The organism is Gimesia aquarii, assembly GCF_007748175.1.
In the GTDB taxonomy this organism is placed as follows: Bacteria; Planctomycetota; Planctomycetia; order Planctomycetales; family Planctomycetaceae; genus Gimesia; species Gimesia aquarii_A.
In genome coordinates this window covers 4,418,334-4,444,002 of record NZ_CP037422.1, presented here as the reverse complement: position 1 = coordinate 4,444,002, position 25,669 = coordinate 4,418,334, and the positions used below count along the sequence as shown (strand labels likewise).

General features: G+C 45.5%; 23 protein-coding genes. 10 read left to right on the top strand and 13 right to left on the bottom strand.

The window, feature by feature from the left end:
• Window positions 1–23 precede the first annotated feature (23 nt).
• The 8 genes from V202x_RS16865 to V202x_RS16830 form a co-directional block, all read right to left on the bottom strand.
• The gene (locus V202x_RS16865) at window positions 24–461 is read right to left on the bottom strand and encodes a hypothetical protein (protein WP_145177436.1); all 438 of its coding nucleotides are present in this window, start codon (window positions 459–461) and stop codon (window positions 24–26) included.
• 170 nt (window positions 462–631) lie between these two features.
• Window positions 632–1,066, bottom strand: coding sequence for a TolC family protein (locus V202x_RS16860; RefSeq protein ID WP_145177433.1), 435 nt, complete (start codon window positions 1,064–1,066; stop codon window positions 632–634).
• Window positions 1,067–1,183: 117 nt separating this feature from the next.
• Entirely contained in the window at window positions 1,184–2,203 is a 1,020-nt protein-coding gene (locus V202x_RS16855; RefSeq protein ID WP_145177430.1) for a carbon-nitrogen hydrolase family protein, read from the bottom strand.
• 210 nt (window positions 2,204–2,413) lie between these two features.
• The gene (locus tag V202x_RS16850; RefSeq protein ID WP_145177428.1) at window positions 2,414–3,181 is read right to left on the bottom strand and encodes a DUF3050 domain-containing protein; all 768 of its coding nucleotides are present in this window, start codon (window positions 3,179–3,181) and stop codon (window positions 2,414–2,416) included.
• Between the two features lie 42 nt (window positions 3,182–3,223).
• Window positions 3,224–3,607, bottom strand: coding sequence for a VOC family protein (locus V202x_RS16845; RefSeq protein WP_145177425.1), 384 nt, complete (start codon window positions 3,605–3,607; stop codon window positions 3,224–3,226).
• A gap of 198 nt (window positions 3,608–3,805) precedes the next feature.
• Window positions 3,806–5,047: a tetratricopeptide repeat protein gene (locus V202x_RS16840; RefSeq protein WP_145177422.1), complete on the bottom strand. Its 1,242-nt coding sequence runs from the start codon at window positions 5,045–5,047 to the stop codon at window positions 3,806–3,808.
• A gap of 192 nt (window positions 5,048–5,239) precedes the next feature.
• Window positions 5,240–7,717 carry a c-type cytochrome gene (locus V202x_RS16835; protein ID WP_145177419.1) on the bottom strand — a complete coding sequence of 826 codons (2,478 nt, stop codon included), beginning with the start codon at window positions 7,715–7,717 and terminating at the stop codon, window positions 5,240–5,242.
• A gap of 91 nt (window positions 7,718–7,808) precedes the next feature.
• Window positions 7,809–8,648: an endonuclease/exonuclease/phosphatase family protein gene (locus tag V202x_RS16830; RefSeq protein WP_197992931.1), complete on the bottom strand. Its 840-nt coding sequence runs from the start codon at window positions 8,646–8,648 to the stop codon at window positions 7,809–7,811.
• Between the two features lie 446 nt (window positions 8,649–9,094).
• Between V202x_RS16830 and V202x_RS16825 the strand changes: the two genes are divergently transcribed.
• The 3 genes from V202x_RS16825 to V202x_RS16820 all read left to right on the top strand — a co-directional run bounded on the left by V202x_RS16825 (window position 9,095) and on the right by V202x_RS16820 (window position 12,075).
• A complete protein-coding gene (locus tag V202x_RS16825) occupies window positions 9,095–10,084 on the top strand; it encodes a DUF1559 domain-containing protein (RefSeq protein ID WP_145177413.1) in 990 nt (329 codons plus the stop codon).
• 117 nt (window positions 10,085–10,201) lie between these two features.
• Window positions 10,202–10,330: a hypothetical protein gene (locus V202x_RS28005; protein ID WP_261343727.1), complete on the top strand. Its 129-nt coding sequence runs from the start codon at window positions 10,202–10,204 to the stop codon at window positions 10,328–10,330.
• 125 nt (window positions 10,331–10,455) lie between these two features.
• The gene (locus tag V202x_RS16820) at window positions 10,456–12,075 is read left to right on the top strand and encodes a calcineurin-like phosphoesterase C-terminal domain-containing protein (protein WP_145177410.1); all 1,620 of its coding nucleotides are present in this window, start codon (window positions 10,456–10,458) and stop codon (window positions 12,073–12,075) included.
• A 128-nt stretch (window positions 12,076–12,203) separates the two neighbouring features.
• Here the strand turns inward: V202x_RS16820 and V202x_RS16815 are convergent, their stop codons facing one another.
• Together V202x_RS16815 and V202x_RS16810 are read right to left on the bottom strand one after the other, a co-directional pair.
• On the bottom strand, window positions 12,204–12,662 hold the full coding sequence (locus V202x_RS16815; protein ID WP_232098534.1) for a hypothetical protein: 459 nt from the start codon (window positions 12,660–12,662) through the stop codon (window positions 12,204–12,206).
• A 152-nt stretch (window positions 12,663–12,814) separates the two neighbouring features.
• Window positions 12,815–15,031 carry a WD40 repeat domain-containing protein gene (locus V202x_RS16810; protein ID WP_145177407.1) on the bottom strand — a complete coding sequence of 739 codons (2,217 nt, stop codon included), beginning with the start codon at window positions 15,029–15,031 and terminating at the stop codon, window positions 12,815–12,817.
• A 184-nt stretch (window positions 15,032–15,215) separates the two neighbouring features.
• On the opposite strand from V202x_RS16810, the gene V202x_RS16805 reads away from it, so the two are divergent.
• The 5 genes from V202x_RS16805 to V202x_RS16785 all read left to right on the top strand — a co-directional run bounded on the left by V202x_RS16805 (window position 15,216) and on the right by V202x_RS16785 (window position 18,568).
• Window positions 15,216–16,667, top strand: coding sequence for a sulfatase-like hydrolase/transferase (locus V202x_RS16805; RefSeq protein WP_145177403.1), 1,452 nt, complete (start codon window positions 15,216–15,218; stop codon window positions 16,665–16,667).
• 120 nt (window positions 16,668–16,787) lie between these two features.
• Complete coding sequence (locus V202x_RS16800) at window positions 16,788–17,321, top strand: DUF2975 domain-containing protein (RefSeq protein WP_145177400.1); 534 nt, start codon at window positions 16,788–16,790, stop codon at window positions 17,319–17,321.
• A gap of 80 nt (window positions 17,322–17,401) precedes the next feature.
• A complete protein-coding gene (locus tag V202x_RS16795) occupies window positions 17,402–17,626 on the top strand; it encodes a helix-turn-helix domain-containing protein (protein ID WP_144983473.1) in 225 nt (74 codons plus the stop codon).
• Between the two features lie 14 nt (window positions 17,627–17,640).
• Window positions 17,641–18,051, top strand: a complete 411-nt coding sequence (locus tag V202x_RS16790) for a VOC family protein (protein WP_145177398.1) — start codon at window positions 17,641–17,643, stop codon at window positions 18,049–18,051.
• Between the two features lie 118 nt (window positions 18,052–18,169).
• Entirely contained in the window at window positions 18,170–18,568 is a 399-nt protein-coding gene (locus tag V202x_RS16785; RefSeq protein WP_145177395.1) for a hypothetical protein, read from the top strand.
• A 200-nt stretch (window positions 18,569–18,768) separates the two neighbouring features.
• Here the strand turns inward: V202x_RS16785 and V202x_RS16780 are convergent, their stop codons facing one another.
• The 3 genes from V202x_RS16780 to V202x_RS16770 form a co-directional block, all read right to left on the bottom strand.
• Complete coding sequence (locus V202x_RS16780) at window positions 18,769–20,439, bottom strand: CehA/McbA family metallohydrolase (RefSeq protein ID WP_145177392.1); 1,671 nt, start codon at window positions 20,437–20,439, stop codon at window positions 18,769–18,771.
• A gap of 179 nt (window positions 20,440–20,618) precedes the next feature.
• On the bottom strand, window positions 20,619–21,944 hold the full coding sequence (locus tag V202x_RS16775; RefSeq protein ID WP_145177389.1) for a Gfo/Idh/MocA family protein: 1,326 nt from the start codon (window positions 21,942–21,944) through the stop codon (window positions 20,619–20,621).
• Window positions 21,874–22,218 (bottom strand): hypothetical protein, encoded by a 345-nt coding sequence (locus V202x_RS16770; protein ID WP_145177386.1) that lies wholly within the window; start codon window positions 22,216–22,218, stop codon window positions 21,874–21,876. Before V202x_RS16770 ends, V202x_RS16775 begins: the two co-directional genes overlap by 71 nt.
• A 341-nt stretch (window positions 22,219–22,559) precedes the next feature.
• Between V202x_RS16770 and V202x_RS16765 the strand changes: the two genes are divergently transcribed.
• Together V202x_RS16765 and V202x_RS16760 are read left to right on the top strand one after the other, a co-directional pair.
• On the top strand, window positions 22,560–23,918 hold the full coding sequence (locus tag V202x_RS16765) for a DUF4365 domain-containing protein (protein ID WP_145177383.1): 1,359 nt from the start codon (window positions 22,560–22,562) through the stop codon (window positions 23,916–23,918).
• The gene (locus V202x_RS16760) at window positions 23,918–25,378 is read left to right on the top strand and encodes an argonaute/piwi family protein (RefSeq protein ID WP_145177380.1); all 1,461 of its coding nucleotides are present in this window, start codon (window positions 23,918–23,920) and stop codon (window positions 25,376–25,378) included. The genes V202x_RS16765 and V202x_RS16760 overlap by 1 nt, the downstream gene beginning before the upstream one ends.
• Window positions 25,379–25,669 lie beyond the last annotated feature (291 nt).

Below are 25,669 nucleotides of genomic sequence, written 5' to 3'. Positions count from 1 at the left end.
GAGGCCAACATTCAAAATGAAGACTATAGAGCATACTTTGATTTCCAACTAGCTGGAATCGTGAGCTTCAAACCGTACAAATATCTGATCAGTTGACCGTGGTGAGCGGCTTCGTGTTCGAGTAGATCGATGACGAGTCGATTCTGAACATCGCTGAATTCCGAGATCGTTTCCAGAGCTTCAGAGACGGCAGATTCAGAACGATGCAATGCTTCGGCAACGCTCACTTTGTTATCAGTGTTTTCCAGCGAACAGGAAAAGCCAGACCACTGATTGGCTTTGATCGCTTTGCTGAAACTCTCACGCGCACCAATGACGCACCACAATTGGAGTCCCAATGTATTGGAAGGAAGTCGTGCCAGTTTGGAACTTAGAGTACTCTCTTCAATCGATTCAATCAAATCACGATACAATGTAAATGACCGATCGAAACTCTCATTGATTACCGTGGTGAGAGGCATGGCATCTCTTTTCCATTTAAAGATTTAAAGAATGATGATTCGCTGTAATTAAACGGCTGAAACTATTTGCATGTGTTCTCATGAATTTCCCTGTTGAATGGGTCTTACCCTCAATACCAGTCCGATGTTGCACAGTCAGCTGAACTTTGAGCGGTGCCCAATTCTCGGTTTTACTCAGGCGCAGATTGCTCACGGAGGCAATCGATCTCTGCTTGAAGTCGTGCCGCTTTCGCCGAAAGCTTGGCTTGTATCTTGCCAGTACCCGATGAAAATCTTTGAGCCGTGACACTCTCAAGCTTACGTAAATTGTCGAGCCGTTTTTTGCAAAGCTCAATACGTTCTGACTTTGTAGAAGCGAGTTCGAGTTCGGCTTTGAACAAATCATCTTGAGCAGAGATAACCTGCTCAATCGGTTTTTCTCCATGCTCGTAGGAACTCTTGGCAGCGGCTAAAAGCTGACGGAACACATCAAGACGTTCCTTCTTCAATTCTGAAATTTTGTTGCCGACGTTCGCATCTTCAGTTTGTGCCGCCCCGGAATATGTCGTGACAGACCATGCAATACAGAGAGACGCTAACAGAAACATACAAATGCGACGTGACATGGGACACCTCTTTTAAAGAAAGGCCGTAGTGAACGACAAAACAGATGCGTGTATCGTAACAGGCCAAACTCGATCGTAGCAAATTTTATTTGCAGAAATCTCTCATAATCCCGTTTACTAATCGGCTGGCTCACAATCAGCCAGATTGCCTGATGTGGTATCATTGGGCAAAAAACTGATGGGTCGCTGAGCTTCGCGATTGACCGTCAGTTTGAAAATATCAAACCGATTATATCCCCCCACGATATCGTGAAGCTGTTTGGGCTCAACGCACAGTGATAAATCGATGGTAGTGTAAAGTATGCCTTCCTCTTCCTGCATGATCTCACTGACAGGCGTGCCGTTGGGACCGATGACAACCGAAATGCCGCGGGGACTTGCATCAAGAATTCGCCCCGCCTCTTTATCTCGGTTCGCCAATAAGTCACGAGTTGATCTATCCAAATAGCCGGCAGCGACGAGATTAAATAGCTTTCCTTCAAAGGAGTGGGCTCCCGCACGAATCAGGATTGCGTTTTTGAGATCATAGTTTTCGTGGGTTGCCGGGTCATGAGAAGGCCAGGCCGGTGGGTAGGTCGATAAGTGGACTTGCTCCCCCTGCGCGAGCAATGTGAATCTCGCGAGGGGATTCGTGTTTTCTCCACAGATCAGCATTCCCAGTCTTCCCAGACGCGTCTCACTCACTTGCAAGCCAGCACCATCACCGGGCGTCCAAACCAGTTTCTCATAGAACGTCGGTACGATTTTTCGATGGTGACACAGAACTTTGCCCTCATCGTCAATCAACACATTGGAATTCCAGATGCACCCACCACTGACAGTTGTCCCTTCATTAAAGCCCATGGAAACAAACATTCCGCATTCGCGGGCTGTTTCCGCAATTAGAGCTAACTCGGGACCATCAACTTTGATTGAGTTAGCGGCAAGTCTGCAGAACAAATCATGATTATGAATTGGTGCCTGCAACGCACACCAGACGGGAAAAGCCGGAATGTAAGTCTCAGGAAAAACGATCATCTGCGCCCCATTTTGTGCCGCTTCTCGGATCAAGGAACATGCCTTATCCACAGTCGCATCTTTGTCAAGAAAAACGGGGGCGACATGGGCAATGGCGGCTTTAAATTGGGGATCAGTCATGAGGGATTACCAAACGAAAGGAAAAATTAGTCATGCAAAGACTTGAGGATAACAGGTAGTCGTTTTGAAAATCAATCATCGCCAAGTAAAAAGACAATCCGAATTGTTTTCAATCGAATAGAGCGCGATGCTTACAAAACGAACTCACGAATCCAGATCTGTGTTTTAAGAAACAATACATTTCGCGAAAGATTACCTGATATGCGGTCCTCAAACAGGCGTTTGAATGCTGGCTAAAACACCATCCCATAATAGCAAACGTGCCTGCACAGCTGATTGAGCCGCGGCAATCGCTTCCTCTATTTTCGTTTCATTTCCATCGCATAAGCCGTTCAGCAAACGCAATGATAAGGGTGCATGAAAATCTCCATCCAAATCAATATGCCGATTCAGATAAAAATGAAATACGGGTGCCTCTGCTTCTGAGACACCGGTTCGCTTTAATATTGAGCGAAACATATCCGGAATGATGTGCTCCCTCCCCAACGCAAACGCGGCGGCTACTTTGTGAGGTTGCCCTTCCTCAATCAAAGCAAAGGTCTGAGACGTAAATTGTCGTGAAGGTTCAGGGACTCCCGGCAGTTTCAGAGCGGCATTGACTCCCTGTTGTTTGACAGTTTCAATGAATTCCGTCAGTGACGCAGTGCATGCACCGACTTCTGTCATGGCGGTCATATACAATTCGAAGTGACTGGAATATTCTCCTTCAGTGGTAGATTCATCTGACTCTTCCTCAAGAATAATCTCATTGATAAAACGCCGAACACTGGCATCCCCTCGAGGAACCCAGGGACATTCGGTGGGAGCGATGATCGACTGCAAATACTTGATCAACGACATGAAATCCCAGACCGAATACACATGATGCTGCATAAACCGCTGCAAATCGTCAAGCGTGGCAATCGATTCATAAATGGGATGCGATTCCAGTTGAGTTTTAAAAGAGTGAATCACGTCTGAAGTAATTTGTTGCGACATCACTTTGCATTCCTTTGTTTGTTTTATGTCGGGTTCAGCAGATTACAAATCACCAGTAGCGCCGGCAAGCACAACTACATATCCATCAGGATCTTTAATCCAGATTTCGCGATGGTTGGCGTTCGGATTGACCATGGGACCATCCAGCACCTGTGCTGACATCGCATTGGCTCGAGCCACAGCATCTTCAAAGCCTTCCACTCGAAACCAGAGTAGCACTCCGTTTCCACGCGGCAGTTCGGGATCACCCATGTAGGGATGCTCGTGGGCGTCCCAGTGATGTAGTTGGAGAATCAATTCACCGGAATCAGCGATCAGCCTTTCGTATTCATCGCCGCCATGACCACTCTGGCAATTGAGGAGACGTTGATACCACTGACTACTGGCAGGAACATCATTGACGGCAATCAGAGGTTGTGGCTGCACTTCTTTATCCTCTCAAGGAGAAGAATTTAACAATAGCACTTACTGAAGATATTTGTTCTCACTATCCCAGACACGAAATAGGCTCAACGGCTTCTCTCAGTAATATAGTCACAAAAGTCTGTGAAACCAGCCCCAGAGACAATAAAAAGTGCAAACCTTAACCTGGAAGTACTTTCATTTTCGAATCATCACCGATTCTTAATTAAACCAGAACGCCATTGTGAAGAAATTAGCACCACCGAACGTACTATTGATGCGGCCCAGCATTTGAGGGGAGGCGAATTCTGTAATCGGTCCTTCTTCCAGATACGGAGCGGCCGCCGTTCCCTGGACCCAGAGGAACGGATCGATGATTCGTGGCTCAGTAAAGACTCGTCTTAAATTCACTCCCTGCGTACCTGGTTTTCCGCGCCAGAAGGGGATTAACTTTTTACCTTGCAGAACCAAACCGGTTTCGTCCAACACAGCCAACCAAGTGTCTAGCATTTCCTGGGTGACCTTAATCTGCAACACTCCCGTTTGTTTCGGATTGGGAATCCACTCATGATCATCGTCGGTCTCCGTCTGATAGTATTTCCACATCGATTTCGCATGGAGCTGCATATCTTCCAGATGAGCAAGCGCCGCCTTCATTCTTTCTGGCTCTTTCATTTCAAAACGCCACAGATGGATAAACGCGAGAATGTCCGAGATTAACGGTCGATTAAAGCTGCGAAGCGCATCAAAATTGCGGGGTCCTTCCAAGAGAAACTTATAAGGCGTATCCACCTTTTCAAAAAACAGGTGCGCCGTGCAATTGAAGATCTCCTGCCCGTCCACAGCCAGCATTACTTCACCCCAGGCACACAAAAAATTACAATAACCGGCCAGCCAGTCGGCATCTCCCCGATCAAAGCCAATCACAAAGTTTTCGGCAGCCTGTTTTTGCTGTGGTGTCCCGATTCTGCCCATCAAGAATGCCGCATCAACGGGTTTCCCCGAGCCGATCAGGTCGACCTTGATCAATCCCACATGTAAGGGCAATTTCACGTCAGGGTCTTTGACAGCAGACAGAGTTTTTTCAGCCTGTTTTAAATCGTTCACCCAGGTTTGCAAAATCTGTCGGACATCAGCATAGGAAATTTCTTCTGGATTTCGATTCTGCGGCAATAGTGCACGAACTTCGGGAGGCATACCCCGAAAAGTACCCTCTGTTCGTAAACCGTACTTATAGAGACTGCCTCCCAGATTTTCAAAAGACTGAAAAAACTGAACCACTCCTAAACCGAAGCGGGCTTCATCGTCTTCAGGGGACTTCGTAATTTGTTCCTTCAGGGCTTTTTCCCCCTCCGCAAGTTGTCCCGAAGTCAGGTACTGTTCCGCCAGTGGCTCAGCAGATACCCACTGCGCAGAAAGCAGTAAAGTACTGAAAAAGGCAGTAAACATAGTGTTGCGACGCATGCGAGAGCTCCCTATAAAGACGAAATTTCTGTGTTTGAGGCTATCTGAGTACCAGATTGAACCGGCTCAAGAATGATCCCACTAACCAGAAGGCGTATTCCCGTCAAAAATATCACGGCAAATAATAACAATCTTAATTCTTTTCGCAAAGTTTCTCGCTGATTTCAGTTTTCGTCTTGCTGGTCACCAATTTCATTTCTGACTCTGAAAGGCAGTCGCTTCCGGGTTGCCGCCGGATTTGAGATAAGCCAGCAGATCAAGAATTTCTTCTTGTGTAAGCACATTGATCAGATTGGCAGGCATCGGTGATGTTTTCGAGAGCACCGCCTCTTCAATGTCTTTGCGAAGCACGGGAACTGTTGTTTGTTTTAAGGGATCAGTTTCCACTGTAATTGTGGTGCGGCTGACTCCGACAGGCCTCCCGGTCACCACTTTACCATTGGTCAGCACATAAACGGTATAAAGGTATTTGGGGTCCATGACTTTGGAAGGAGCAATGATTGATTCCAGAATCGCACGAGCATCAAAACGCTTACCGACGTTGGTCAGATCAGGGCCAATCTGTGCGCCCGTGGAACCGATACGATGACACTTGAGACAATTGGCCGCTAATAATGCCTGTCGTGCACTTTTATAGGATCGGTTCGATGCGACAGAAGTGAGATGAGGTTCGAGATCGCTGAAGCTCCACTCCTGCACTACAGGCCGCGCTGGCACCGTTTCCAGTTCAACCAACGGTTTATCAAGTGCAGCGATTTCTTTACTGAATTTTTGACGTTCCTGTTCACTTAAGATTGCGATGAAGTCAGTTCGAATATCGCGAATTCGTTCGGTGATCTGTTTACCCCCGCTGAAGGTACGCGCGTGTCCCAACCACTTAAGAAAATGACGTTGTCGATCTTCATTCCAGCCCTGTTTCGCAAAGGTCAGCGTTCGTGCTGCGCGTATCTGTTCTTCCTGCGTCGAAGTATCTGATAATAAGCTGATCGATTTAGCAACAATGTCCGTATCTTGTAAATATACAAGTAATTCCCCAAGCAGGTGGTTCACACTACTAGTGGGATGAGGATAAAGGGAACTCAGTCGGTGATTAACAGCGGTCGCTTGTCTGGTATCAGGTCGTCTCAGTCTGATAAAACAGAGTTGGTAGGCACGCAGCAAACCAAGCAATTGTGATTGTTTCAACTTTTTCAAATCGATTCGATTGAGCGCTCCCAGAACACCGTCACGGTCGGTTGAATCACCTTGCCGACACAAAGCGATCAGACCGTCAATGGCAGCAGTAGGCTGTGACTCTGCCAGAGCCCGTTTGCGCCATTGGGAAACATCCTGGTTTTCAATCGCACACCGGGCAGCAAAACGGAGCCAGCGATCTTCACTCTTGAGATGCTTCCAGAGATCATCAATGTTCGCATTCTGTTGAACATGAAACACTTCCAGTTCCCGTCTTAACTTTCGCGCAGCCCGTGAGTGTGCTTTGACCTGATTGCTGATTGGAGGTGCCGCTGATAGACTCTTTTGATTCGACCTGGGCGTAACGCGATATAAGCCCGATTGGGAACCACGTCCCCCAGTAATGAAATACAACGCACCATCGGGACCAAATTGCATGTCACACACATTGAGCGGCCCCCCTTCCAGAAAAACTTCATATTTGCAGGTATAACTTGCTCCCGAGGGAATCAGATCGACCAGCAGTATACGACCATTTTGCCAGTCAGCAATAAACAGAGCATTTTTAAATCGAGCGGGAAAATTGCTTTTCGTTCCAAAAATCATTCCCGTCGGTGAGCCCAAGGCAGTATCCAGCGTCGTGGGGAGACTGTCGGCAAAATAGTCTGGCCATTTCCCGGTTCCCCAACGCCAACCATATTCACCACCTGACACAACATGGTTGACACGAGTCGGTCGATACCAGGGCTGACCGACGTCCCATTCCATGTCGGCATCGTAGGTAAACATCTCTCCTTCCTCGTTGAAAGCCAGATCAACCTGATTGCGAAATCCGCCTGCTAAAACATCCCAGCGTTTCCCGTCAGCATCGGTTCGTAAAATATAGCCGACACGATTGTCCTGACCGGCATCATGGGGGTTGGGCAGCAAGTGGTCATTGCGGGGATCGCGATAAGGTGAATTTGGCGACGCTCCCTCCGGGAAGGAGACATCATTTCCGACAACGATATAAATCATGTTATCGGGGCCGAGCACGATCTGGTTACAGCCATGACCGAAGCGGCTGCGATAGTCCAGTTTTTTTAACAGAGTTTTTTGATCAAATTGATCATCGCCTGTCGTGTCCTGTAAACGATAAAATCCTTTGCCATTGGTAACGCTGACATACAGGCTGTTGTGCGCATACAGCACTCCGCGACAGTGTTTGAACGTGTTTTCAATCTTTTCGAATTTTACTTTAGACGGATCGTGATTGAGTGTGAGTCGCCCCACTCCTACATCGTCGAGTCCCAGGATCAGACGTGCCCGGTCATCAAAGGTCATACTGATCCAGGAGTTTTCATCCTTACTGGCAGAACGCAACAGTTCCACCTGAAATCCTGGCTGAACACGAATCGAACTAACGGGAGTCGCAGCCGACTCCGCAGAGACAGCTAAATTGGAGGATCCGGAAAGCAGCAACAGACAAATCAGAGTGATCCAAGTCATGATTCTCATAATTGTGTTTCCAAATTCCTTTGTAGAATACCATCAAGCAGACGCATGAAAGAAGTTATATTTTAACCACACATTAAAGAAATACATGCTGTCAGTCTTGCTGTAATTTCAAAATGGCAAAGACGGGTAAATGATCTGACGCCATTGGCTCGGCAATGACCTCCGATTTGATCATTTGGAATCGGGATGCTGGCCGGTAGAAGATATAATCAATACGAGATCTGGGTTTGGTTGCGGGAGCGCTCGGTGCGGCAGCTTTGTCAATGGCATTGGTCCACTGCTTCAGCAAGATTTTGATCGGTTCCGAGTTTGGTGTGGCGTTCATATCGCCGGCCAGAATGGTGGGGATCTCATTATTGGTAGCAAAATGCTTGTTGATTGCTTTTGCTTCTGCAACTCGATCTTCAGGCACATTGTGTTGAAAGTGTGTACTAATAAACCGCAACGGTTTTCCATTGGGGCCGCGCACGGTAACGGCAATGGCGCCTCGTGGGTAAGTCACGCGTTCCTTGGTACTTTCGGTATAAGGCAATGGTTGAATTACCACATTCAGAATCGGGAACCGTGTCAGTACGGCGTTTCCAAACAGCCCCCCTTCATAATGTTGTGTGGGACCAAAGCGTACCGCCATACCTGTGAGTTCAGCCAGCCGTTGTGCTTCATGAACGCGACCAGACCTTTTGACACCCACATCGACTTCCTGCAACGCGACTAAATCCGGCTTGGTACGTTTGATCGCTTTCGCCAGTCGCTCTACATCGTACTTCCCATCATTTCCCTGACCATAGTGAATGTTGTAACACAAAATCCGCAATGTATCAGTCTGCTCTGCACCATAAACGTCGAATGACGAGATGCAGAGGATTGAAAACACGGAACATAATACAGTATGAAAAATAATGTTGAGATTAATCAGACGATGTTTCGGCATAATGGCAGGCTCCTGGAGAAATGAATTATTATTTTGGGGGGATACAGTTTTCATATGGAAAAGAAAACAGAGCGCTAAGCTCCATTCTTTACTATGAAAGAACAAATGCACAACGTCAATACCTGAGAGGTGATTAACTAAAATCTTCTGTTTGCTTACTGTTTCACTTAGCGATTACGTTCCAAGCTCCTTTTAAGTAAAAGACTACTGAACGAACCGGTAATCTGAACGAACCATATCTAGATTTTTATCAATCCCGAGGTTCGGTCACTTTTCACTTTACGGTCATGGAATCTTAATAATCCGTGTGTAAGATTCCGCCAACATCGAGGAGCGAATCAGGAGTTCCTCTCGATATTTGGTCAGATAAGACCCTCCCCGGCATCAAACTGCCTTGAAATGCTGAAACAATTGATCTTTATTTTTCACTTTTGAGGAGAACATTGATGCTTCTTCACTTTTCGCGCATCGCCGGTGCGCGTATCAACAAATCCGTACATCGTCGCGGTTTTACATTAATTGAATTACTGGTCGTCATTGCGATTATCGCAATTCTGATAGCTTTACTACTTCCCGCTGTCCAACAGGCACGTGAAGCCGCTCGCCGCAGTAGCTGCAAAAATAATCTGAAGCAGCTTGGTTTGGCACTCCAAAATTATCATGATACACATCGCGTATTTCCTCCAGGTGGAATTATTGGTCCCTGTGGAGGAAACCCTCCGACGAACCTTACAGGTATCCAGGAATGTAGTGGTGGGCAAAGTCTGGGGGGCAACTGGTTGTTATTCATTTTACCTCAAATGGAACAAGGGGCACTTTGGGATACAGCTGCTCCTGGCTTAAGTGCCAGAGATCCGTTGGATTTGATGAATAACATTTTTGGTCATTTCTCTCCCGTTGCTTATCGATGCCCCAGCCACCCCTGGGATCGTCGTAGCAATGTTGCTTTCCGTTCCATCGAACATATGTCTCGTGGTAATTACGCAGCAAACTATGGTTCTGGTGATTTAACAGCTTCTTATGTCCAGGCAACAGCGGGCGTATTTACCATTAACTCTTCCACGAGTATCAGAGATATCACAGATGGGACGACGAACACGTTGCTGGTAGGTGAAGTGAACTACATCAATGATGTCACCGCCGATGCGCGAGGCGCCTGGGTTTATTCGGGAATGGGTGGCTCTGCTTTCAGTGCGGGCCGAAACCCTAATAGTGTCACTGCCGATATTCTGGCGAGGTGTACCAACACCACAGAAATGCCTTGTACTGAAGCGAACGATGGAACTCAGATCGCAGCGATGCGAAGTCAGCATACCGGAGGCGCGCAAGTCTGTCTCGCCGATGGTTCCTGTCGATTCATTTCGGAAAATATCAGTCAGACGATTTTGGAGGCACTGGGAACACGTGCCGGTCGTGAAGTGATTGGGGATTGGTAATTTTCAGCTTGCTTTAGCAAAGACCTGATCCTTTTCTTTCATTTGAAACCGGGGAATGAATGCAAAATTCGTTGTCCGGTATCTTTCATATTACAAACATTCTGGAGATGTTGTTGGATGAAAAATTACTTGCAAATCATCGTTTGTCTCATTTGTATGATACTCACAATGCCCGGTTGTTCCAGTGAGCAGGAAGAGGGTGTCACCGGTGACACCACACCTACACCCGAATACACGGACCCCTGAAACCATAGGTATACTAGAACTCACAATATCAAAAACAGGCGTTTGGGTTTTGCAGATACCGTTATGATCATACAATGATCAAGTTGATTCATTGGGTTTACTAACTTGCAAACAAGGGAAGATAAATGCGTCTACGACCATTACTGAAATTGCTTTTGAGCTTACTTTTTATCACTTCTTATCATGAGAGCGGGCAGGCGGATACAAAAAAGGACGGACAACAAACTGCAACCGGCTATGTATTTTATGATGCCAATCACAATCGGAAACGAGACGCGGGAGAACAGGTCTTACCTTGTGTTCGCGTTTCCAATGGTCGCGATATCGTGTGTACCGACGAAAATGGCCAATATCAACTTCCTGTCACTGATGATACGATTCTGTTCGTAATCAAGCCACAGGGCTGGCGGACTCCACTCAGTAAGAACCTGACGCCTGAGTTTTACTACATTCATAAACCAAACGGATCGCCCAAATCGAAATACGCAGGTGTGAAGCCCACTGGCCCACTTCCCGCTTCGGTAGACTTCCCACTTTATCCTCAAAAAGAACCTGCTCAGTTTCGGGCGCTGTTCTTTGGAGATCCACAGCCACGGAACCAGAAGGAAATTGATTACATCGCGCATGACGTGCTGGAAGAGTTGGTAGGAACCGATGCGTCATTTGGAGTGACTCTGGGTGATATTTTATTTGACGACCTTTCCCTGTTTGAATCCCAGGCACGAGGTATCGCTCTGTTGGGAATTCCCTGGTACAACGTCATTGGCAATCATGATATCAACTACGATGCGCCCAATGATAAGTTGAGTGATGAAACATTTGAACGTGCATTTGGGCCCGCTTATTACTCGTTCGACTATGGACAAGTACATTTTCTGGTACTCGATGATATTGAATGGATTGTTCCTGAAAAGGGAAAGAAAGGAAAATATCAAGGCGGTCTTGGTAAAGAACAAATGGAGTTTATCAAGAACGATTTGAAACAGATTCCCGAAGATCAACTCGTTGTGTTAATGATGCACATTCCCCTGGTGGATGTAAAAGATCGACAGCAACTCTATCGGTTAATTGAAAAACGTCCCTTCTGCATGTCCATTTCCGGGCACACACATCATCATGAACATCGCTTTATTACAAAAGCCGATGGTTGGCGGGGCCCCAAACCACATCATCATGTCATCAATGTCACGGTCAGTGGTAGCTGGTGGTCTGGTGCACCTGATGAGCGAGGAATTCCCCATACGATGATGGCCGATGGCGCCCCCAATGGTTATTCCATTATCAGTTTCGACGGCAAAGATTATAACGTTGATTTCCGCGCTGCAGGTCGGCCGGATGACTATCAGATGAATATTATAGCTCCCGAAGAGGTTGCGACAGATCAGTTGGCGAAGACTGATATCTATGTAAATGTCTTCAATGGATCTGAAAAATCAAAAGTGGAAATGCTGATTGGAAATAGTGGCACCTGGATTCCGATGCAGCACAAAGTGGGAATTGATCCCAGCTTCAAAAAATTGTCTGAAACAGAGAAATCGATTAAAGACAAAAAATGGCGTGATTTACCCAAGCCCAAAAAATCAACTCATCTCTGGCACGCTAAGTTACCTGAAGGAGTAAAACCGGGGACCCATCTGCTGCGAGTTCGTACGGTCGAAATGGATGGCGATAAACATCAAAGCGGTCGGGTGATTCGCGTAATTCCCGCCAAACAGGCACAGAAGACTGCCTCGACGGAAAAATAATTCAAAAGAATGACGGCGAAATAATAGGGGTAACGTGATCTGAGTTCACGTTACCCCTGTTTTCTTTTCAATACATTACTTTTTTGTGACAGCCATTCGACTGAAGACAGTTCAATAACTCGAAATGGTCATCTTTCGGAAATCAGTACTTTGTTCACTTTCTTATGACATGAAATGCAGGTCATCGTCAAATGCAGATAACTAAGCGATGCTCCATCCAGGTTTTTCTCCTTCGCAAACTTGATCACCTGACGCGCGGCTGAGCGGAATTCGTCACTTTGTTGGGCAAAGATAGGTCCTTCGATTACCTGCCAATCGGTAGCGTTACTCATTTTGATCATCTTTTCCGCCCCCTTTTGCATCAGATCATAGTCTTCGATCATCAGCCCTTCCAGGACTTCTTGAGAACTAGTCAGTTTCTCACGCATGAACTTGTTAAGTCGTTCTTCGGCGTCTTCATCTTTCGATTGCAGTTTATTTTTATCCTTCGAATCATCTACAGCATGTACAAGTTGAGAATCGCGCGGATCGGCTCCTAAACCGAGAAGAAGAGAACCACAAAGAAACAGGTATAAAAGCTTTCGCATCAGATTGTCCTTAACTATGGCGGGTGACAGCAGAATCCAAGTCTCAGATTCTAACAAGGTTTTCATTCGTAGTCATTGTAAGGGAATGACACCATGGGTCAATCAGGAAATCCCCCATGTTGTATGAGCTGAATTTTCTCCGCTCAGATGTCTCACTCTGGTAATTTAATTTCAACAGGGAGCATGGAAAGATTTTCGTCTTTAGGAATAAAATACGGAATGGCTTCGGCCATCAACCTGTTTTGCAAGCCTTCAAACATCTTGGTCCGCGCTTCTTCAGCCGTCGCATCCCGCAAGATCAAGAAGCGAGGGTTGACGAGAGCTTCTTTGGACCAGCGCGTCACATTAGATTTTCTTTCCACCCATGACAGTTTGAATGCGGCTGCCGTTGATTGAAGAGATTTACCAGTCGCTGCCCGTCCCGTCAGATTTTCTCGAGTCGGTCTAGTACGCTTAGTAATCTGAAGTTTGTTCCCATCTTGTTCCTGATATTCGAGTTTGAAAATTAGAGGCTGATCTGGCATAATTTTGAAACCATCTGCCTCTAATCGTTTTTGCATCACATCAGTTAATATCGATTTTACTTCATCAGCATTACCAAATTTTAACTCACCAATGTTGACATTAATGCTGATTTCCTGCCCCGCTCCCAAGATAGCATCGCTTTTACTTTCATAAGCGGAGAGACTGTCTGAAATTTTCTGCTCAGGAATCGGAACGGCAACGAGCTTCGGCTCTCGATTTTTAATGTAGCGTCCATTTTCGTCTTTAATTGCAGTTGCAGTCGACGCTATCAAATAATTTGGTGTCAGAAATACTTCATCTCGTATGGTTACATTAGGAACGGGCTTAAGAGTCCAGATTAATTGTTTTCGTTGACGATCCACATACCAAGCCCCATAAAGTAGCCATCCAGCACCATCGGGATTCCAGACAAAATCAGGCCCCACATACCCAGGTTCGCGCAAAGCTTGGCTCAAACTTCCTGAAATTTGAATTCCTTTGTTTGATTTTCCAGAACTCAATTCGACAATCCAGATTGTCGTCGAATTTGAACCGGACACAAGCAAGCCTAGTTCTTTACCATCTGCAGAAAAATCGAGATCAGCAATATTGTAATAGTCTTCATCAGAGTTCAGAAAATCCTTTAATTTAGTCTCGTAAATTAAGTCGAGTGAGCCCAAATCATATACATATAAATCTGAGTATGAATGTGCAATCAGGTATTTGCCACCCGGACTAATTTTATAACTCGAATTAATGAGATGAAGTGATTCAATCTCTCTTTCTTTTATCAATTTTCCTGTAGTAAGATCCCAAAGTTTTAGAAACGCGTGAAATTTTCCATCGACCTTTTCATTCGTTTTTGAAATAGCGCGTGTGGGGCTACAAATGTTATATTCTTCGATTGTAGAACCTTTAGGGCCAGCATCCCACTCAGCTTTTAACTTGTCATTCATCACATCCCAACATTCCAGTCTTGGGATAAGTTCTTTGTAATTCTGAAATGCCAGTAAGAGATATTTTCCATCTTCACTTAACTTGGCTTTTCCTTTGTAAGAAATCGAACTTCGTTTAATATCAATTGACAACTCGTTTACTTTTTTTTCTGTTACCAGATTCCAGACATCAAGATGAGTTGCACGATTGACATCGTACCACTGTCCCATATAAGGACTGACTGAGTGCGGATGAATTCGACCATTAGTACTGTGATCCAAATCGATTGATATCTGCGACACCTCTGGCCATTTGGGGATAGTGCGAGGATGATCAATCAGTGAGACCCATTCTTGACTGGTAGAACTACTGTTTTTGTTTGCAACCTTGTCAGAAGATCGCGTTTCGCCGTTCGCAGCAATTGACGCTTTCTGTTTCGCTCTCAACTCCTTAATACGTGCGAGAGTTGTTTTCATTTTGTTCAGAATCGGCTTTCTTTCCTCATTCGTAGTCGCCTTCTTGACCGCTTCTGAATACTCCTTCATTTTTGCTCTTAGTTGTTTCAATTCCTGGCTTATGTTGACTAATTCATGCTGAGCAGCTTCATCATTATTTTTGTCACCAAACAGGCCACCGACGAATGTATAAGCAACAAAGAAAGCAATCCCAAACGCACACACGCCTGCTATGATCGTGATCGGATTATTCGAGTTATTCGAATTTTTCTTTTTTGATGTGCTGGTCGGTTTCTTTTTACGTGTAGGACGAACCGGTTCTTCGAAGTCTTCATACAAATCGTCTTCGAAATCGTCATCTCCCGCAGGCACACGCATTTTGGAACCGCACGACTTACATTTTAGTACCTGTCCGGCTCGGTCATCGCGTACTTTATATTCCTGAAAACACGTTTCGCATTCGAATTTGATCATCGTTAAGCCCTATGTGTAGTCATGAACCATTTTTAATGATGTTGATATTAGAACTCATTCGAAATCATGCAGTACTTAAGCTATAATCGCAAGCAGAAAATTCAATTTCCTAGGAGAACATAAAAAAACGATTCCTGAGGGAATCGCGATTTCTTTTTTTAATGAGCAAATCAGGAAAACATCAATGTCTGATCGTATATTTAATCCTGCAACGATTCTGGTACTGTTTTCGATCGTCTTAGTCTTAAACCATGGCATGTCGTCTTCGCTGGAAGCAGCAGAGCGACAGCCCGGAGATCGCCCGAATTTAATCGTGATCATGGTGGATGACATGGGCTATGCCGGCGTCAGTTGTTTTGGAAATCCCTACTTCAAGACTGCGGAAATTGATCGACTGGCAAGCGAAGGACTAAAGCTGACCGACTTCCATTCTTCGGGTACCGTTTGCTCACCCACTCGCGCGGGATTATTGACGGGCCGCTATCAACAGCGGGCGGGAATTGAAGCCGTCATTCATCCGGTCAGTAATCATCCTGAACATCGCAAAGGCTTGCGAAAAGTTGAAAACACATTTGCCGAACAATTGAAACAGGTCGGCTACCGAACAGGTTTAATTGGTAAATGGCACCAGGGGTATCCTCATAACACATCCGAGTTTCATCCGGATAATCACGGCTTTGATACCTTCATCGGATACCATAGCGGGAACATCGATTTCATCAGCCATGTCGGCGATCATGTCAAGCACGACTGGTGGCACGGACGAACTGAAACACGTGAAACCGGTTATTCGACACATTTGATTAATCAGTATGCCCTCCAATTCATCAAGGAAAATCGAGGGCAACCCTTCTGTCTGTATGTCGCGCATGAAGCCATTCACAATCCAGTTCAAGTCCCCGGCGACCCTGTCCGACGTAGCGAAGCAGAGGGATGGAAACGTTGGAAACCAGCCAACAAAGCAGAACGAATTGAAAAGTACAAAGGCATGACACTTCCCATCGACGTGGGTATCGGGCAGATTCGCCAAACGCTTGTGGACTTGGGACTCGATCAAAACACGTTCGTTTTATTCTTCTCTGACAACGGTCCGTCACGAGACTTTCCCAGCGGTAGCCCCCAATGGCGAGGGGGTAAAGGATCGGTCTACGAAGGTGGACATCGTGTGCCAGCCATTGCCTGGTGGCCCGGGAAAATCAAAGCAGGGACGTCTTCCAATACACCCGCCATCAGTATTGATGTGATGCCTACTCTGCTCTCATTGGCAAAAGTGAAAGTGCCAGAGGAACGTCCTTTGGACGGAGTTGATCTCTCACCTGTCTTATTGAAACAACAGCCTGTTGCCAAACGCCCCCTGTTCTGGGCTTCGCTTTCCAATAATGGGAGACGATCCGAGGCGATGCGTCATGGTCCGTGGAAACTGGTAGTCCAGCATCCCAAAGCAAAACCGGGGACGTTTGAAAACGAAAAGATCGAACTCTATCGGCTCGACCTGGATCCAGGCGAACAAAAAAATCGGGTTAAGCAAGAACCAGAACAGGCAGCCGCGATGCTGAAACAATTGAAAGACTGGTACCAGGACACACAGTCGACTGCAACCCCACAACCGGGAGGCTGGCTCTCAAAAGGAACTTAATCTGCAGCGAAGCAGATCCGTCCCCACAAAAATTTTCTTGGAATTGGGGTTGTAGAGTTTATCGTAAAACGATAAAAACTCGCTGTCTTACAACAAACCCCCTTGGAAAGGAATCCTATTATGACTTCAAAAGATCGAACCAGTACCATTTGTCAGGTGCTTTACTATTTCAGCGTTTTGTCACTCTACGTAGTTCCCTTAATGCTCCTGGGAGTCTGGTTTTATGCCGATCAACTCGTGGCCGGAAATGGAATGATTCCCGACTCGATGATTCAGCACCCGTTACCCGTGACCACAAAAACGTTTCTGGTCCTGTTAACAGCGATTATGATTTCCCCCGCTTACTGGGGCCTCTTCTCGCTGCGTCGCTTTTTAGCGGCCTGTAGTACAGAAGACTATCTAACGCTGCAAAACAGCCGTGATCTCAAACGATTTGCGTTTGGCTTGATGGGAACCGCCCTGATCTCACCCATCACCGGAGCCGTATTAAGCGTGATTCTGACCTTGCACAGACCCGCCGGCCAGAAAATGTTAGCCATCAATATCAGTTCGAATCAGATCATTTTAGTCGCCATTGGCGGCTTATTATTCATCCTCGCCAATTTACTCAAGCGGGCCAGTCTGATCGCCGATGAAAACGCGCAAATTGTTTAGTGTTGCCAATTGATAGTCACAGGCGATCAATTGTATGATCGCCTCAACAACACATTTTTTTCTCAAGCAATAAGGGCATCATGAAAATTTGCATTACTTTGGATGTCATGCTGGCCAAACGCAAAGTCACCTCCCGCGATCTGGCACGTTATGTGGGAATTACCGAGCAAAATCTTTCTCTGCTGAAATCAGGAAAGGTGAAGGGAATTCGTTTTGGTACTCTGGAAAAGATTTGTGAGTTCCTGAATTGCCAGCCAGGTGATATACTACAATTCGAAACGAGTGAACAAAGAAAGGTAGCTTGAGCAGGAGCAATAGCTTGAAAGTACACGGCGTTCTGGAAACAGCAATTTATGTCGATGATCTACAAGTCGCTGCCGACTTTTATCAGCGATTATTCGATTTTGAAGTGATGGCGGAAGATCGCCGGTTTTGTGCCTTGAATGCGGGTGACCGCAGTGTATTTCTGATCTTTAAACGCGGTGCCAGTCATACCGCAGCCCATCTGGAAGGGGGAATCATTCCCCCTCACGATGGCGCTGGTCCCGTGCATTTTGCCTTCGCCATTGATAAAGACGATTTACCAAACTGGGAACAACGTCTCGTTGACGCCGGCGTCGAAATCGAAAGCCGCGTCAACTGGCCCCGCGGCGGCGAAAGCATCTACTTCCGCGATCCCGATAATCATGTCGTCGAACTGGCCACCCCCGGCATCTGGCCGATTTTTTAAGACCATTGAATCAGTTTGAGTGGAGCGAGGAATGATATCGACAATATTTTGTTTTTCTGTTATTTGAAACCCTCGAATCGCGTTTTTTCAATTCGAGCCCGATGATTTCAGGGAGGCAATGATGAAGCATTTGTTCGTCGCATTGGTCTGTGTGACTTGTGCAATCTTATCTGTGAACGCAAATGATAAAATCATAAGCACTTACCAATTGGAACCGTTTGATCAACGTGTCTCGACCGAGCTAGTTGCCTCATTAACTCAATCCAGCGATATAACACAGTCGCAAGAAAAAATATTGCGTCATCCTGAGTTGGGAACTGTCTGTGAAATCAAGCAGGCCAAACTACTTTTTCAAGATGAAATTATTCCATTTACGCCTGTTGTGCGAGAGGTCTTTTTTGAAAACCTTGCTTACTACACGGATCCAGCATATATCATGATGAGGAATGAGAGTAGTTTTCAAACAATGGAAGACTTTCGATTACTTAATCTGCAATACGGATACAGGCTCAGATAGAGACTTGATTTTCGTAATCAGTTTTCATTGCCTCTACCTGATGGGTTTATTGTGGGTTGCAGTGTTTTCTGTATGAATGCGGAGTAACAGCAGCTTCCGAACGCCCGTGCCTATTTCTGCAGTATTCAACCGTAGTAAATCAGCGCAATTATGATTCAGTCTTTGCGATTTAAGAGACCTGATACATTTAGTTCATTGACTCATTCAGGATTAATTTCAGAAGTCAAGGTTTTGTTAGAGGCAACCTTCTGTTTCCAGAATTCACGCGCTTTTTCCTGCCAGACAAGCACTTTACGAAGTTCACGTTCATCCTTCACGTTTGATTTGATACGCCCTATCCGTTCATTGACCCAATCCAGAAAGAACTGGGCAGACTGGCGACTGCCCCGAAATGGTTCAGTCTCTGATTCAATGTACCAGGGAGCCGTGGATGCAAATCGGAATGTGTTTTTTACATCGGTTATCGCTCGGACCAGAAACCAACCAGGTTCAGTTACATTAAAAGCAATTGTTTTCTGCTGCTCTCTCTCGTTAGAACATTCGATTGTTTTTATGGCCCGCCCGTTATGGATCACTTCAAGCGCAGGAACTCGATCGTTTGAAGTGAGTTTAACGGAAAACTTGATGGGAGTTCCTTGATCCCCGGACAGTTTCAGAGTTGCTCCTGGTAACTGTTCGTTTGCCGTCACTCGTAACAAGGGACCATTCGTTACGAAACATCTGCCGCGTGAGAGTGACTCAAACCATGTTTCCCGCGTAAAGACCTCAGCGTGTTTGTTGGTCTCTTGTCCCACGCTTTCTTTTTCAGAGTTCTCTCGACCAAGATAAACATAGACCCGGTTATATCCAACGGGATTGCGCAAGACTCCCGATGCACTTCCCGCGGAAGGGGGAATTCTCATTCCGGAGTTCAATATATGATAATAGAGTTCCTGTGTCCAAAATCCATTCCCGCGAACATCGCCAAGTCGCCGCCGATCGCGCGGCTTGCCCCAGGCTTCCATATCCAACATTTCACTTCGGCACATGTGATTATTCGCCAGGCCGATTGAATCCATTTGTCCGCTGGCAAGCCACACCGGCACATCCCACCAAAACGGTTTTTCGATATCAATCCAGACTTCTTGATTCTTCTTTTGAGCCAGCTCCGCAAAGAACATCGAGGAAGGTACTTCGCGAGACTTTACTGAGAGATCCAGCGGTTGCTTCAAGCCAAAGTAAAGCAGTGCTCCCCCTTCCCGTTCATCTTCACCAGCCATGATGTTGTAAAAACGACGGCCATCAAGCTGAGTCGTTATTTTTTGTGGAACTTTGTTCTTCCGCCAGAAATTTTTATTGTTCCACCAGGTAATGACCGGTGCAAAATCGAGGTCTTCCGCGAGTATCAACCGCTCAATCTCATCGACAGGACGATGAACGTGCAAATCGGCAGAGTACCATCCCTCATCGCGCAGAGAAGCAATTCGTTTGAGAGTGACATCGAATGCAGCAACTTTGTCAGCAACCACCTTGATGTCACCTGACTTTCGCTCATACTCCGGACCGCGTTCGATTTCCCAGGTGTATTTACCAGGTGGCACATTCATGCGGATCGTTCCAGAACAGACAAAATGGTCGTGCCAGAAAGGCTGCCCCAATGCTTTCTGAGGTTCACCTCGTTCGTTTTTTAAGTGAATACGGCACGGCAGTGGTCGTCCATTAATGTCCTTCACAGAAATCTGTAACGGCGTTTTACCTTCCGCACTCAAGATGTCCGCAGGATAGGAAATGAAAAATGAAACCAGAAAAGCCATGCAGATTAAACGATTTAAGGCTTGTTGCATCATCAACTTAATGTATGGCAAAGAAAATGGTGGTCTATCATCATTCATCGACTCAAATCTCCAAATGTAAGTAGACCAAAGTCCTTCGTTCAATGTTTTCAATACAAATGATATTTTTAAGGAGCATACAAATCGGATATAGGTCGCGCCTACGCGGCGATTGCTTTGTCGGCTAGTGATAAACAAAATGATTTCATGGCAACGGATTTCCCTCTTGCTCTCTGGGTCTAATATATATTGGTCTTGCCAGGCAAGGCGACAGGGGCGACTTTCAACGGTCCAAATGTGTATTCAGATGGTGTCAGGTCCTCTTTGGAATTCCAGGCTTCATCCCAGCTCACACTTTTTCCTGTGTACGAGGCCATGCGGCCCATGATGGCCATCAGCGAACTTTTGGCCGCGTATTCTCCATTACAGATTGGTGTATTAGTTCGAATGCTCTTAAATAAGGCCTCGTGTTCCTGCACATACGGCAGATCCTTCACGCCATTTCTGGCGCGGCCACGTGCCCGGCTGTATCGCCAGGTTTTCGCGCCGCTGAGCGTGTTCCGATTCAAATCGGCGGTTCCCTTTTCGCCAAATACCAGTTGAGACGTGTTGATATCCGTTCCATCCTGCTGACGACAAAAGGCAAAACAACGTTGCCCGCCGCTGTATTCATAACAGATGGCATGATGATCAAAGATGTGGCCGTATAACGGATCGGTGCGCGATTGCCTGCCGCCTAGCCCGAAACATTTGGTGGGATATTCCTCCTGCATGACCCAGGACATCAGGTCGAGTCCATGTACGTGCTGCTCCACCAACTGCCCGCCCGAGAGCCAGGTGAAGTAGTACCAGTTGCGCAGTTGCCATTCCATGTCACTCCATTCGGGCTTGCGGGGATGTGACCAGAGACCATTAATGTTGTAGTTGGTCTGCAGGGTCACGATCTTTCCGAGTTGACCTTCATGGATACGGGTGAGTGTTTCCTGCATGGCCTTACTGTAGCGCAGCATTAAACCCGACTGGATCGAAAGCCGTTTCTGCCTGGCAAGTCGGCACGTCTCCATCACCGAACGCACGCCGGGTGCATCCACGGCGACCGGCTTTTCGGCAAAGACATGTTTGTCGGCTTCAATCGCACGTTTCAGATGAGCGGGCCGAAAGTGCGGGGGCGTGGTCAGCAGCACGACATCGACGTCACTACTGATTAATTTTTCAAAGGCATCGAAGCCCACGAATTGCTGACTGGGATCGACGGCATACTGTTTGCCGATCAATTTCTTAATCCGCTGGGCACTCGCTTTCAGTTTGTCTTCAAAAATGTCTGCCATCGCTACGAGTTGTGTATTGGGATCGGCCTGCATCGCATTGATGGCGGCACCGGAACCACGGGACCCACATCCAATTAAGCCGACCCGCAACGTGTCAGCCTTGTTTCCACCACCGGCCCAGACCGCAGGCGCCGCAGCCAACCCCGCCGCAGTCACCGTGCCCAACTCACGCAGAAACGTCCTTCGTGGCACAGAATGGTCTTCCAGCGGGGAATGCTTCTTTGTGTGATCGCTCATCTCCATCGTCTCCCGGATTCATGAATGCAACAGATTTTCGCTGGTATCCAGCATGACAGACTGCAGATGGGATGTCCAGCAGAGGGATCGTTCCTTCAAGGTTGAAAACGATGTTTCCTCTGGGTTTGGAATGTTTTTGGATGAATGGTAGAAGTGGAAATAGAATCCCAGTATCAATCGGCTCTGCCCCGCTTACAGACCCTTCACGCACACCGCACGATGGAACGTTAGAGGCAGTGGTGCTGTGGTTTAATATAGCCAAAAAGGTCAACATTAGCTTCTCATTGCATCATCTTTTAGAGACTGAGTTCATGCTCTGCGTCCCCAACTAAGGAAGTCGCAATCGAGCAACGTTAATATCCTTAGCCCACCTAAGTTTGATGCTCCAGGTGATTGAGAAAATACCTATAATACCTTATTATCTTAAATGCTCATTTGACAACCACAGAAACAAAATAACACTCAGCAAAAACGAGCATCCCTTTTTTCTTCTAGACAAGTGAAAGATAGCCTTTACAGCAATGCCTTATTTCTAATTTGCCAGGAGGTTCATCAGTACCAACGCAGCCTCTCCCTAAATAAAGCCAGTTTTATTATATCCCGAGGAGAAAAATATTGGCGAAGCGAAAACAAATTGGAATGTCAGAGATTACAGGGGAGAAAGGAATTGCATTGATTCATCGAATCGTACTCCAAATGGGATTTGCCTGGAATCCTACTAACATGGATGCGGGTATTGATGGTTATATTGAGTTACGCGATTCTGAAACAGGTGAAGTATCAAATTGTATATTGCAAGTTCAAAGCAAAGCCGGAGATAGCTACTTTCTTTCTGAAGACGAAAATAGCTTTGTATTTCAATGCAAAAACCGTGACTTAGAGTATTGGCTTGCTGGAAACGCTCCAGTCATTTTAGTCGTTTCTCGTCCAGATAAGGATGAAGCATATTGGATTTCAGTAAAAGATTATTTTAGTAGTCCGTCAGCGCGTAAGAACCGAAGAATAACTTTCGATAAAAAAAATGACCGTTTTGAAAGAGACTGCCGTCATCGTCTGATGCGTCTAGCAATTCCTAAAAATAACGGCCTTTACTTATCTTCTCTGCCACAAGAAGAAACCATTACATCTAATCTGCTTCCTCTAGTCAGTATCCCTGAACGATATTTCAAATCAAAAACGAAGTTTAGAGACCCAATTCAAGTTTGGGAGATTCTGCGTGATAGCGATAGCGATCCTGATGGGGAATGGTTGCTCCACAATGGATTCATCTACTGCTTCCATGACCTAACTTTCGAACCATGGCGTAATTTTTGTGAGCCGGAAAATACTGACAATCTACGGACAACAGATTTGTCAAATTCAGAACGTCCTTCCGATCGACATGCTTTTGTCAAATTATTAAATCTCTGCCTAACTCAACTACTTTATAGGCAAGGAATTCGTTATTCAAAATTGAAAGAACTGTACTACTTTAAGGCTTCTACTGATTTAACAGCTCGAAAAGTAGGAAGTAAAACAGTTTTTAAAGGATACACAAGTAAAAAAAATGAGAGTCGAATTGCGTATTATCGTCACCAAGCCCTAGAAGTACAATTTTTACAAATTGAATCTAAATGGTACCTTGAACTCACACCATCCTATTATTTTACACATGATGGATTCAAGTTATCAAAATACTACGAGGAAAGGCTTAGCGGAATAAAGCTACTCGAACGACAGAACAAAACACATCTTTCTCACCTAATTATGTGGTCTAAGATATTACAACAAAGCTATCTGAGCTCTGCGAAACAACAAAGCCTGCAATTTGAAGATGATCCCACGGAAGATACCATCAAGCCTTATTCTTTTTTACAATTTGGCCCCTTAGTCACCTTTGAAGTTGATTTTGGCATTTCAGATTCTTCTTGGCTTCCTTTACCGGCTAAGGATAACGAAGAAGTAAATTCGAGACAAAAAAGATTGTTTGACTAATGAAAGTTTTAAAGCTTGGAGAACCCGAATTAGAATTTGGTACAAATTCACATATTGACATTAGATTCGGCATTATGAACTACTGCCCTCTTGATTTTGAATCTGACAATGCAGCCAAAACTATCAGAGTGGGTATAGTTGGAAGTGCCTGTTCGATCGAGGGTATTCGAGATTGGATAGAAAAATGTAGACATGAAATTCCCGCCAAGGACAGTAGACAAAGTAATCTATTTCCTCGCTTTCCTGGCTTTAACCCTGATCTAGCTTTTCATTCAGAATTGACCACTGATTCTTCGTTAGAACGGCAACTATCATCCTCAAAGATCAATTCTGTAGTCAAAATACCTGTACTAGATGAATTAAGAATAGAAGCTGTCCGTTCAATTGTAGAGGAAGTAAATTTTCTACTTGAAAAAAAACCTCCAGATGTAATTATCTGCGCCATCCCACAAGAATACGTTGAGGTCCTTGATCCTGATACGGGTAAAAAAGATTTAGACGATGAAACACTAGTAAGTAAGACAATACAAAAAAGCAAAATCAATTTTCATCATTTACTAAAAGCACGTTGCATGTCTCTCCCTCGTGCTTGCCCAATCCAAATCGTTTTACCGTCAACTTATGATTCGTCAAAACGACGCCGAAGTAATTCTCTTAAGCGTCAAGTACAACCAATCCAGGACGAAGCCACAAGAGCATGGAATTTGCACACAGCGCTCTATTATAAAGCTGGTGGTATCCCATGGCGATTGAAATACGACCCATCAAAATTGCAAACATGCTTTGTTGGTATTGGTTTTTTTCATTCACTTGATAAAGAAAATATTTCGACGAGCGTAGCTCAAGTCTTCAACGAACGGGGATCTGGTTTAGTAGTTCGGGGAGGACCGGCGATGATTTCCAAAGAAGATAGACAAGTACATCTTGATGCGGATAGTGCATATGCATTGATGCTTGACGCGTTAAAACAGTATCAGAACGAACATCATACTATACCGGCACGGGTCGTCATCCATAAATCCTCGTCACATAGCTCAGCAGAAATTGACGGTTTCCAAAAAGCTGCTGAGGAGTACAGAGTACATTCATGTGAATTATTATCTTTGCGGAAGTCTTTAACACGCCTTTTTCGAAATAGTGAATATCCCCCATTAAGAGGAACCTTTTTAACATTAAATAACGATATACATATTCTTTACACCAGAGGAAGCGTCGAATTTTATTCTACATATCCCGGTATGTATATGCCAAGAACGTTGCGAATCAACTGTGATAAAGTGGATCAAACACCACGATATCTATCTGAGGAAATTCTAGCTTTGACAAAAATGAATTGGAATAACACTCAATTCGACAATGGCGTACCTATCACTCTTAGAGCAGCTCGACAAGTTGGTGATATTCTGAAATACATAAATCACACTGATTCATTTCAACCACATTACAGCTTTTATATGTAATCCTCTAATTTCTCGCTTTGGATTATTAACAAAATAAACAGAAATAGCGTCTTATGATTTTCAAGTAGTATCAGTGCGCAAAAAAAAGCCTCACCCAGAAAGTATCTGAGTGAGGCTTTTGTTATAGCAAAAGGTTGGTGGTCAATTTTTAAGAGCTTTGTCCTCAAGGTTGTTGAAGAGGCTGCTATTGAAAACAGCCCTCAATTATCCTTAGAAAGGAGGTGATCCAGCCGCAGGTTCCCCTACGGCTACCTTGTTACGACTTAGTCCCAATCACGGAGTTCATCTTAG

What these genes read in the sequence shown, in the direction of transcription:
- V202x_RS16815 (WP_232098534.1), bottom strand. Translation starts at nt 12,662, where the DNA reads ATGCGAAAGCTTTTATACCTGTTTCTTTGTGGTTCTCTTCTTCTCGGT.
- V202x_RS16855 (WP_145177430.1), bottom strand. Translation starts at nt 2,203, where the DNA reads ATGACTGATCCCCAATTTAAAGCCGCCATTGCCCATGTCGCCCCCGTT.
- V202x_RS16800 (WP_145177400.1), top strand. Translation starts at nt 16,788, where the DNA reads ATGACTTCAAAAGATCGAACCAGTACCATTTGTCAGGTGCTTTACTAT.
- V202x_RS16840 (WP_145177422.1), bottom strand. Translation starts at nt 5,047, where the DNA reads ATGCGTCGCAACACTATGTTTACTGCCTTTTTCAGTACTTTACTGCTT.
- V202x_RS16830 (WP_197992931.1), bottom strand. Translation starts at nt 8,648, where the DNA reads ATGCCGAAACATCGTCTGATTAATCTCAACATTATTTTTCATACTGTA.
- V202x_RS16825 (WP_145177413.1), top strand. Translation starts at nt 9,095, where the DNA reads ATGCTTCTTCACTTTTCGCGCATCGCCGGTGCGCGTATCAACAAATCC.
- V202x_RS16850 (WP_145177428.1), bottom strand. Translation starts at nt 3,181, where the DNA reads ATGTCGCAACAAATTACTTCAGACGTGATTCACTCTTTTAAAACTCAA.
- V202x_RS16865 (WP_145177436.1), bottom strand. Translation starts at nt 461, where the DNA reads ATGCCTCTCACCACGGTAATCAATGAGAGTTTCGATCGGTCATTTACA.
- V202x_RS16785 (WP_145177395.1), top strand. Translation starts at nt 18,170, where the DNA reads ATGATGAAGCATTTGTTCGTCGCATTGGTCTGTGTGACTTGTGCAATC.
- V202x_RS16805 (WP_145177403.1), top strand. Translation starts at nt 15,216, where the DNA reads ATGTCTGATCGTATATTTAATCCTGCAACGATTCTGGTACTGTTTTCG.
- V202x_RS16760 (WP_145177380.1), top strand. Translation starts at nt 23,918, where the DNA reads ATGAAAGTTTTAAAGCTTGGAGAACCCGAATTAGAATTTGGTACAAAT.
- V202x_RS28005 (WP_261343727.1), top strand. Translation starts at nt 10,202, where the DNA reads ATGAAAAATTACTTGCAAATCATCGTTTGTCTCATTTGTATGATACTC.
- V202x_RS16820 (WP_145177410.1), top strand. Translation starts at nt 10,456, where the DNA reads ATGCGTCTACGACCATTACTGAAATTGCTTTTGAGCTTACTTTTTATC.
- V202x_RS16860 (WP_145177433.1), bottom strand. Translation starts at nt 1,066, where the DNA reads ATGTCACGTCGCATTTGTATGTTTCTGTTAGCGTCTCTCTGTATTGCA.
- V202x_RS16770 (WP_145177386.1), bottom strand. Translation starts at nt 22,218, where the DNA reads ATGTTGACCTTTTTGGCTATATTAAACCACAGCACCACTGCCTCTAAC.
- V202x_RS16780 (WP_145177392.1), bottom strand. Translation starts at nt 20,439, where the DNA reads ATGAATGATGATAGACCACCATTTTCTTTGCCATACATTAAGTTGATG.
- V202x_RS16835 (WP_145177419.1), bottom strand. Translation starts at nt 7,717, where the DNA reads ATGAGAATCATGACTTGGATCACTCTGATTTGTCTGTTGCTGCTTTCC.
- V202x_RS16810 (WP_145177407.1), bottom strand. Translation starts at nt 15,031, where the DNA reads ATGATCAAATTCGAATGCGAAACGTGTTTTCAGGAATATAAAGTACGC.
- V202x_RS16795 (WP_144983473.1), top strand. Translation starts at nt 17,402, where the DNA reads ATGAAAATTTGCATTACTTTGGATGTCATGCTGGCCAAACGCAAAGTC.
- V202x_RS16775 (WP_145177389.1), bottom strand. Translation starts at nt 21,944, where the DNA reads ATGAGCGATCACACAAAGAAGCATTCCCCGCTGGAAGACCATTCTGTG.